A 9,218-nucleotide genomic window follows, 5' to 3' on the forward strand; every position below is an offset into this window, starting at 1 on the left:
GGGGGGTGTGGGTGTGTGGTTGCCTCCCGGGGGGGCCGCGGGGCCCGCGGGGGGGCCCCCGGCCCCCCCCACGGCGAGCCAGCACCTTGCGAAGCTCCGGTTGGCCGGCCTGCTCACCGCTCAGCGCGAGGGCCGTCGGCAGTTCTACTCCGTCACCGATCCGCATGTGGTCGCGCTGGTCGGGCAGATCTTCCAGCACGTGGCCCCTGACGGGACGCTCGCACCGGACCCACCACGGCGGGAGCAGATCCGGCCGGCCGCTGTCGTTTAGCTTCGGGGCTTGCTCCCGCAGCAGCCGCCTGCGGCGACACTCGCGGCCGTGGGCGGCTCCTTGACCGCGGCCTCGACGTCGGCGAGCATCCGCTGTCGCTGAGCCGGTGAGATCACCCGGCCGCGGGTGACCACGGTGTGGATCTTCCGGCTGTTCCGGATGTCGGTCAGCGGGTCCGCGTCCAGGACGACGAGGTCGGCGATCTTGCGGGATTCCACCGAGCCGAGGTCCGCCGACAGCCCGAGGAACTTGGCCGGCTCGACGGTCGCGGCGTACAGGGCCTGACGCGGGGTGGCGCCGGCGCCCACCAGATGCTCGAGTTCGTCGTGCAGTGCGAAACCCGGGACGGAGTACGGCGTGCCCGTGTCGGTGCCGGCCAGCAGCGGTACGTCGTGCGCGATCAGTTCCCGCACGAACCGCTGGTGCCACGCCCACATCTGGTGCTGGTGCGAGATCTCCTCCGCGCTGCGGTTCGCGGCGTACAGGTTCTGGATCACGTAGTCGTAGGTGCCGATCGAGTCCTCGCTCATGTACTTCGCCAGGTTCGGGTCGAGGCGCGTGTAGTCGATCTGGTCGAGGACGTTGTGCATCGTCAGGGTCGGCGTGACCCGGGTGTTGTTGCGGCGCAGCGTCCCGAAGACGTCGGCGGCGCGGGACGGGCTGTACGTGTTCGCGGCGATCCACTCGATCGGGTGCATCTGCCGGAACCACGAGTTGTAGTCACCGTTCGCCACCTTGATCGCGAGCACCATCCGCCGTACCTCGGCCTCGCGGGTCGAGACCGCCAGACCGAGCGAGTGGATGTGCTCGATGCTGCGCTGGCCGGCGTTACTGACCTCTTTGGAGGTCACCTCGTCGGGGCCATGGCCGTGGACGGTCAGCCCGACCTTCCGCGCTTCGTCGATGACCGCGAGCCAGGCGGGCCGGCTGAGGCGCGAGTACACCTTCACGAAGTCGGCACCTTCGCCCTTCACCCGGCGTACGGCGGCACGCGCTTCGTCGGCGTCGTCGACCACGATGACCTGGATCAGGTTCGGATCCCAGAGGGTCGGGTCGCCGTCGATGATGTTGCTGGCGACGATCATCCGCGGGCCGAGCAGGCTGCCGGCGGCGATCCGGTCGCGCCAGTCGTACAGCACCGGGTTGGTGCCGGCCATCTCGCGGACCGTGGTCAGGCCGTTGGCGAGATAGAGAGGTGGCGACACGCGCTCGTCGCCGAGACTGTGGACGTGCATATCGGCGAGGCCCGGGATCACGTACTTCCCGGTCAGATCGATCTCGACGGCACCACGGGGGACCGGGAGCCGGCCGACACCGATGATCCGCTCACCACCGATCAACACGGTCTGGTTGCGCTCCCTGCGCCCAGTCGCGACGTCGATCACGGTGAGATTGGTGAGCGCGGTGATCCTGGTCTGCTTGACGAGCGCCGAGGCGGAGGTCGCGGTGAAGGATCCGCCGGCGAGGACGGCGGCACCGGCGGCAGTACGGGCAAGAAACTGACGGCGAGAACTGTTCATGCCCCTCACTATTGTCGCCGCCGCCGCGCCGGTCAGGGGTCCCAGCCAGCAGGTCCCCGGTAGGGATTTGTCTACCCAAGCAGCCCTACCGGGTCTGGGGCACGCATCTCCGCCGCCCATGCGGCGCCTCGCTGCGTTGGAGGAGCAGCCACGATGAACCCCGCATCGAGGCAGCTCCTCCGCCTTGCGATGCACTCGCCTGGACGGCGGAGCTACGCACCCCAGACCCGGTAGGGCTGCTGACGTACTCTTGGTGGCTGTCATGCGTACTTATGAGGTCCGCACCTACGGGTGCCAGATGAACGTCCACGACTCCGAGCGCCTGCGCGGGCTGCTGGAGGACGCGGGGTATGTCCGTGCGCCCGAGGGTGACGAGGCCGATGTCGTCGTCTTCAACACCTGCGCGGTCCGCGAGAACGCCGACAACAAGCTGTACGGCAACCTCGGCCACCTGGCGCCGGTAAAGGCCCGCAAACCCGGCATGCAGATCGCCGTCGGTGGGTGCTTGGCGCAGAAGGACAAGGCGTCGATCACCAAGAAGGCGCCGTGGGTCGACGTGGTGTTCGGGACGCACAACATCGGGTCGCTGCCCGCGCTGCTGGAGCGGTCCCGGGTCGAGCAGGAGTCGCAGGTCGAGATCCTCGAGGCGCTCGAGGTGTTCCCGTCGACGCTGCCGACCCGCCGCGAATCGCCGTACTCCGCCTGGGTCTCGGTGAGCGTGGGCTGCAACAACACCTGCACGTTCTGCATCGTGCCGGCGCTGCGCGGCCGCGAGAAGGACCGCCGGCCGGGCGAGATCCTGTCCGAGGTCGAGGCGCTCGTCGGCGAGGGCGTGCTCGAGGTGACGCTGCTCGGCCAGAACGTGAACTCGTACGGCGTGGAGTTCGGCGACCGCTACGCGTTCTCGAAACTGCTCCGCGCCTGCGGCTCTGTTGAGGGCCTCGAGCGGGTCCGGTTCACCTCGCCGCACCCGCGGGACTTCACCGCGGACGTGATCGAGGCGATGGCCGAGACGCCGAACGTGATGCACTCGCTGCACATGCCGCTGCAGTCCGGGTCGGACGCCGTACTGAAGGCGATGCGGCGCTCGTACCGTCGCGATCGGTACCTCAAGATCATCGAGGACGTCCGGGCGGCGATGCCCGACGCGGCGATCACCACGGACATCATCGTCGGGTTCCCGGGGGAGACCGAGGAGGACTTCCAGGGCACCCTCGACGTGGTGCGGCAGGCGCGGTTCGCGGGCGCGTTCACCTTCCAGTACTCGAAGCGTCCCGGGACGCCGGCCGAGTCGATGGAGAACCAGGTCCCGCGCGACGTCGTACAGGATCGGTACGAGCGGCTGGTCGCGCTGCAGGACGGCATGGCCTGGGCGGAGAACAAGACGCTCGTCGGACGGTCGGTCGAGGTGCTGGTCGCCGAGGGGGAGGGGCGTAAGGACGCCGCCACCCACCGGCTCAGCGGTCGCGGCGCCGACAACCGGTTGGTCCACTTCGCCGTACCGGAGGGTGCCGAGGCGCCGCGACCGGGTGACATGGCAACGGTCGAGGTCACGTACGCCGCTCCGCATCACCTGGTCGCGGACGTCTTCGGCGCGGTACGCCGGACGCGCGCCGGCGACGCGTGGCAGCGCGCGCAGGAGACTCCGTCCAGTGCGCCTGGTGTGATGCTCGGGATGCCGACCATCGGCGCCCAGCCGATCGCGCCCGCAGTCGGCGGCTGCCAGGTCGGATGACAGGCCTGTCCGCACTGCTTCCTGCAGGAGCAGAGCCGTTCGCGGCGGGGCGGGACGCGGATGTCTACACGATCGACGACGACTGGGTGCTGCGCCGGTATCGCAACGGCCACCTGGTGCGCGACGAGGCGGAGTACATGCGGCACGTCGCGAAGCACGGCTATCCGGTGCCGGCGGTGCGTGAGGTCGACGGCCCGGACATGGTGCTCGAGCGGCTGAACGGTCCGACCCTGGCCGACTCGGCGATCGCGGGCGACCTGACCGGGACTCAGCTCGGCGAGATCCACGCCGACCTGCACCGTCGGCTGCACGCCATTCCCGCACCCAGCGGCACCCCGGGCCGGGTCGTCGTCCACGGTGACCTGCACCCGCTGAACGTGATCGCCACCGCCGACGGACCGGTCGTCATCGACTGGTGCAACGCCCACGAGGGCACGGCCGAGTTCGACGTCGCGATGACCGCGATCATCTGCGCCCAGGTCATCCTCGACCCGTCCTTCGCAGCGCTCGCGCCGCTCATCCGGGAAACCCTCGGCGCCTACCTCGCTAACTCGGTCGATCCGACACCGGACCTGCCCGACGCGCTCGCCGTCCGGGGCCGCAACCCCACCCTGTCTGCGGACGAGCTGGCCCTGCTGCCCGCTCAGGAAGAACTGATCCGCTCTTACCTGTGATCGGCGTACCGAAGAACGGGTAGTGGTCGGCTCCTCGCCGTCGGCCGCCGCTCAGCTCACGGCTGCCCGGCAGTGTTTGCCGGGACCACTACCCGTCCTTCGGTACAGCTCAGGCGTTCAGGAACTGCGCCGGCTTGAGGGGGCGGCTAACAACGCGGAGTTCGCCGATGTGTCCGGCGAAGCCTTGGTCGACGTTGTTTGCGTAGTGGCCGGCGCCTACCAGCCACGGTTTGCCGGCGGTGGCGAGACCGTTCGACGGGGTCGCCGGGTTGCGGAGCAGTTCCGACGAGTCGACGTACACGGTGCTGTGCCGGCCGTCGTTGACGATCGCCAGGTGGAACCACTCGCCGGCGCGCTGCTCGTGACCCCAGTTGGTGAACGTGTCGTTCTTGTCGGCCGGATACACCGCCCACTGCACCTGCAGACCGCCCGAGAACCCGAGCTTCACCGCCGGCTCATCCGGGTCGCTGCCCGTCTTGCCAGCGTCGCGTCCGGTGCCGAGCCGGGTGAACAGCCCCTCCCACGAGTGGTCCTGCCCGTCGTCGGCGAGCTTCACGAACGCCTCGATCGTGTAGCCCTTGGAGAACGTCATCGCGTTCAGCGGCGCGTTGTCCACGGTCTTCAAGTACCCGCCGCGCGCCGGATTCTTCCCGCCTGGGAACAGCCAGCTCGCGTGTCCCGGCTGATCCGGGTGGTACTCCGTCGACGCCGTCGGCAGGTCGCTGCTCAACTGGACCCGCGTCAGGTCGTTCCCCTGCCCCGACTGGTCGATCACCTTGTCGCTGACCGGTCCGTCGAAGCGCCAGTACGCCGCCGTACCCGGGATCACCAGCTGCTTCGCCGGGCGGGCCGGACGCACCGGCGCCGGCGCGAATCCGGCGAACCGGGTCGCGAAGTCGATCGGGATGCTGAACCGGTTGGTGTCGTCACTCAGCTCGAGTTCCGCCTCGGCGAGCTCGTTGCGCTTCGCCGGCTCCTGGTCGAGGATCCACGGCGCGATCGTCTCGACGTCGATCGTGTTCCGGGCCAGGTCGAAGTGATACAGCCGGACCATGCCCGAGCCGCCGTAGTACCGGTCCTGGTAGTTGGTGATGTGCAGGTGCACGTCGTGGCCGGCGGTGTTCGGCCGAGTGACCCGGCCGGGCGGCCAGTAGTGGCCGTTGAGGGTCAGGAAGATCTGGTCGCTGTCCTTGACCAGCTTGTCCCACACGCGGTTGCCGTGGTCGCTGAAGTACGCGACCGGGTTGCCGTGGTCGGCGTTCACCAGTTCGTGGATCGTGAGGATCACCGGCAGCTTCGGGTGCGCGGCGATCACCGCGCGGGCCCACGCGAAGCTCGCGTCCGACGGCCGCCAATCCATTGCCAGCAGCAACCACTGACGCCCGGCCGCGCGGAACACGTGGTACGAGTTGTACCCGTTCGCCGTCGATCCGCCGTACGTCGGCATCCACCGGAACCGCTGCGGCCCGAACGTGTCCAGGTACGGCGACGGGCCGCGGGTATCGTCCTTCGAGCCGTCGATGTCGTGATTGCCGGCCAGCACCGAGTACGGGAACCGGGCGCGATCCAGGATCTTGAAGACCGGGTCGGCCTGCGCGAACTCCATCGCCAGTGCGTTCTCCACCACGTCACCGAGGTGCGCGATGAAGACGATGTTCTCGGAGCTGCGCTGGTCGATCAGATAGTTGAACGTCGCGGTGAGCGGCGCCGCATCACCACGGTCCTGGTCGAACTGGTACTGCGTGTCCGGCACGACCGCGAGCGTGAACCGCGGATGCTCGGTGTCGATCCTTCCCGCCTTTGCGCCGACCGATCCCGCCTCGATGTTCCCGGCCGTCGCGCTCGATCCTGCCGCCGTGCCCGCGGATCCCGTTGCCGCCGCGGTGCCGGTGCTCAGAGCGCCCGATGCGGCGACCGCACCTGCGCCCAGTGCCCCCAACAGCCGTCGCCGGCTCGTCCCGTCGTACCGCTCGTCCATCGCCCCACGCTCCCAAGCTCGCTGACACCGCAGCGAACACTAGAGCGCGGCACCCCAAGGGATGGTGAACTCACGCAAAACCCTGGTCGATCACCGCGGGAAGCCCACCGCCCTCCGCGACCGCTTTGAGGACCCGTGCCTCATGCGGCACCAACGGTTCCGGCAGCTTGTCGAGCGAGTACCACTCCAGCCCCGCCGCCTTCTCCGGCTCCATCAATCGCGGCTCACCCCGCCACGTCGACGCGAGGAAGAAGAAGTCCACCCGCTCGTCGATCGGATCCCCGTTCCCACCCGTCCGATGCATCGCGGTCAACGGCACGAGATCCGCGACGTCGACCTCCAGCCCGACCTCTTCCCGCAACTCCCGCACGGCAGCCTCGACCGCCGCCTCACCCCGCTCGACATGCCCCGCCGGCACCGCCCAGTACCCATCCATGTATCCCGTGTTGGCCCGCAACAGCATCAACACCTCGTCCCCCCGCCGAACCACCACATAAGCCGCCGGCACCACCCGAAACCGATCCATACCCAGCACCCTAAACACCCCCCACCCACAACCCGTCACAAGGCAAGCAACCGCGAAGGCCAGGACCATCGGACACGCCTCCGGCGCGGCTGACTCTTGCCGCCTTCGGCGGGGTCGCGGAGTGCTTCGTCGCGTTGACGTGGTTGGCGAGGAGCTGTGGTGGGGCGGGCGCGGACCGGACACCTCGTTGGTGTGACAGTTCTACTGGCCGCTCACGGCGGAACCGTCTGGCCGTGCGGTCGACTGCGATTGAGTTTGGTGTCGGGCGGGGCGTGATCCGGGTCAGCGTTCGGCGTACGTGACGCTCTTGCGGAGATACTGTCGCACCCATGTCTCGTGCTTTCGAAGGAGTGCTGGGTGGTCTGGGGCGGTTTAATGATGCTCATCCCTGGTCTCACAATGACGCGTACGCCGCACTCGTGCTGCATCATGCGCGTCGTGTCCGGGCGGCTGGAGGAACGGACGCGCTGGATGTGGGGTGCGGGACGGGCAACCTCGTGCGCCGGCTGGCCGGCGCTTTTCCTTCGGTGACGGACGTCGAGCCCGATGCGCGCGCCTCAGACGCGGCCTGTTCTGGCGATACACGATGACCTGGACTGCTCCCTAGGACTGCTCGAGGTCGGTTAGCGCTTGCTGCCGGCAACCTTTTTGCTCATTACGCAGTGGTTCTTGCCTTTGGGGCGGTTGTAGGTGAAGCCGGCTTTTTCGAAGAGGGATCGGGTGCCGTTGTAGAGGAAGGACGCGCTGATCTTCTGGCCGGCGGTGTCCTGCGGATAGGCCTCGACTAGGCCGCCGCCAGCGTCCGCGATCAGGTCGAGGGCGCCGTTCAGGGCGACGGCTGAGACTCCCTGGCGGCGGTAACCGCGGTCGGTGAAGAAGCAGGTGAGGCGGTAGTCGGGCGGGCGGTCCATCCCGGCCTCGTACTCCTTGCGGTGGTAGATGTTCGGCAGCTCGTCCGGCGAGCCGTACTCCAGCCAGCCGACCGCGAGCTTCCCGTCGAACACCAGCGCCGCGTGCGCGTGTCCTTCCATCACGAGGCGGTGCTTGAGGTCGCGGTTGTTCCCGGCGTCGAACGTCTTCTGGTGGTGCATCGTCTGGAACCACGTGCACCAGCACCCGCCCCACACCCCGTTGTGCCGCTCCGCGAGCGCCTCGAACGCATCCCAGGTCCCCGGCGCAAGCGCCTGTACCGTCAACTCCCCGACCACGACTCTGGCCATGAACCGAGCGTACGACGCTTTCCGGACAATCCCCTTCCGGAAAGAGATTCAGATCGTGTACGTCGCCCCGGGAACGGCGTACTCGACGGGCCCGGCGAATCGGCTCGCCGCGCGTACAGCTGCTCGTTCCGGCGTGAGCGAGCGGCCGACATGCGTGACGATCAGCCGACCAGCCCGCGCCGCGCCTGCGGTGGCACCGGCCTGCTCAGGCGTGTGGTGTGCGCTATCGGGCTCCGGACCGTCGGCCTCACACAGCAGTACGTCGCAGTCGCGCGCCAGCTCGGTCAGGTTCTGACACGGCGCGGTGTCACCCGAGTATGCGAGCGACCTGCCCGCGCTCTCCATGCGTACGGCGAACGCGGGCATGCCGTGGTCCACGGCCCGAGTGGTGAGGTGGATCGAACCGACGGTCGCTTCGTGGCCGTCGTACAACTCGGTGATCGCGAACGCGGACTCGATCGGGCTGCGCGTCGGCCCGTTGGTGAGGAATCCGGCAAGCCGGTCGGCGATGCTGGGCGGACCGTGGAGGGGGATGGGCGCCGCGAGAGTGACGTCCGCGTAGAGCGCACCGTAGTACGCAGTCAGCAGGTCGGCGCTGTGGTCGGCATGCAGATGCGAGATCCAGATCGCGTCGAGCTCGTCCAACCGCACATGCTCCTGCAGCGGTCCGAGCGTCCCGGTCCCCGCATCGACCCAGATCCGGGTTCCACCCGCCCGCACCAGATACCCCGAACACGGGTTACCCACCTCCGGGTACGGCGTAGCGCACCCGAGCACCGTCACCCGCAACCCGTCACCACTCACGCCCAAACCCTAGGCCCACCGCCAACCCGCACCTCGGCGCAGCCAACTGAGCACCCCCGCCGCCGACTGAGGACAAGCAATAGCTTGTGCGCAGTCCTCGGAGGCTGTCCACGGTCCGCCGCGGCGCCGCGGGCGAGCCTCGCGCCGGCGCTTTTCGGAACTTGTTCCGCAGTAGGCGACGAGCATGCTCCGGACACCGCGACGGCATGCACCGGTGGTCGAGTCGTGGGTTGTGGCGGGCGAAATGGGACCCGGCGTCACGACTCGGCGGATGGGGGAGGCGCCTCGGTGCACGACTCGGTGGATCGGACCCGGCGGCTGTCCACAGTCCGCTGAGACGCCGCAGGCGAGCCTGGTGCCGGCATGGCGAAGGGCCCCCCACCCGGGGGGGGGGGGGCCGGCGGGGGCTTTTTAAAGGGGAGAGGGTTGGGGCGGGCGGGGGTTGGGCGGTTGTGGCCGGCCCGGGTGTCCAACCGAGAGTTTGGGTGTG

The 9,218-nt window shown here is 68.7% G+C and carries 8 protein-coding genes; 3 read left to right on the forward strand and 5 right to left on the reverse strand.

The features are described 5' to 3' along the window. The first annotated feature begins 100 nt into the window (after positions 1-100). A complete protein-coding gene (locus ACWGID_RS39700; protein WP_452204547.1) occupies positions 101-271 on the forward strand; it encodes a hypothetical protein in 171 nt (56 codons plus the stop codon). Here ACWGID_RS39700 and ACWGID_RS39705 read toward each other — a convergent pair. After that, positions 268-1,791 (reverse strand): amidohydrolase family protein, encoded by a 1,524-nt coding sequence (locus tag ACWGID_RS39705; RefSeq protein WP_452204548.1) that lies wholly within the window; start codon positions 1,789-1,791, stop codon positions 268-270. The two genes, ACWGID_RS39700 and ACWGID_RS39705, sit on opposite strands and share 4 nt — an antisense overlap. 262 nt (positions 1,792-2,053) lie before the next feature. Between ACWGID_RS39705 and miaB the strand changes: the two genes are divergently transcribed. Both miaB and ACWGID_RS39715 read left to right on the forward strand, forming a co-directional pair. After that, the gene (miaB, locus tag ACWGID_RS39710) at positions 2,054-3,526 is read left to right on the forward strand and encodes a tRNA (N6-isopentenyl adenosine(37)-C2)-methylthiotransferase MiaB (RefSeq protein WP_452204549.1); all 1,473 of its coding nucleotides are present in this window, start codon (positions 2,054-2,056) and stop codon (positions 3,524-3,526) included. Beyond that, positions 3,523-4,200, forward strand: coding sequence for a phosphotransferase (locus ACWGID_RS39715; RefSeq protein ID WP_452204550.1), 678 nt, complete (start codon positions 3,523-3,525; stop codon positions 4,198-4,200). The genes miaB and ACWGID_RS39715 overlap by 4 nt, the downstream gene beginning before the upstream one ends. Before the next feature lie 109 nt (positions 4,201-4,309). On the opposite strand, the gene ACWGID_RS39720 is transcribed toward ACWGID_RS39715, so the two are convergent. The 4 genes from ACWGID_RS39720 to ACWGID_RS39735 form a co-directional block, all read right to left on the reverse strand. Further along, positions 4,310-6,178, reverse strand: a complete 1,869-nt coding sequence (locus ACWGID_RS39720) for a LamG-like jellyroll fold domain-containing protein (protein WP_452204551.1) — start codon at positions 6,176-6,178, stop codon at positions 4,310-4,312. A 70-nt stretch (positions 6,179-6,248) separates the two neighbouring features. Then, on the reverse strand, positions 6,249-6,704 hold the full coding sequence (locus ACWGID_RS39725) for an NUDIX hydrolase (protein WP_452204552.1): 456 nt from the start codon (positions 6,702-6,704) through the stop codon (positions 6,249-6,251). Between the two features lie 623 nt (positions 6,705-7,327). Next, on the reverse strand, positions 7,328-7,924 hold the full coding sequence (locus ACWGID_RS39730; protein WP_452204553.1) for a GNAT family N-acetyltransferase: 597 nt from the start codon (positions 7,922-7,924) through the stop codon (positions 7,328-7,330). A gap of 48 nt (positions 7,925-7,972) precedes the next feature. Beyond that, positions 7,973-8,728: an MBL fold metallo-hydrolase gene (locus ACWGID_RS39735; RefSeq protein ID WP_452204554.1), complete on the reverse strand. Its 756-nt coding sequence runs from the start codon at positions 8,726-8,728 to the stop codon at positions 7,973-7,975. Positions 8,729-9,218 lie beyond the last annotated feature (490 nt).

The sequence above is a fragment of the Kribbella sp. NPDC054772 genome (genome assembly GCF_053611945.1).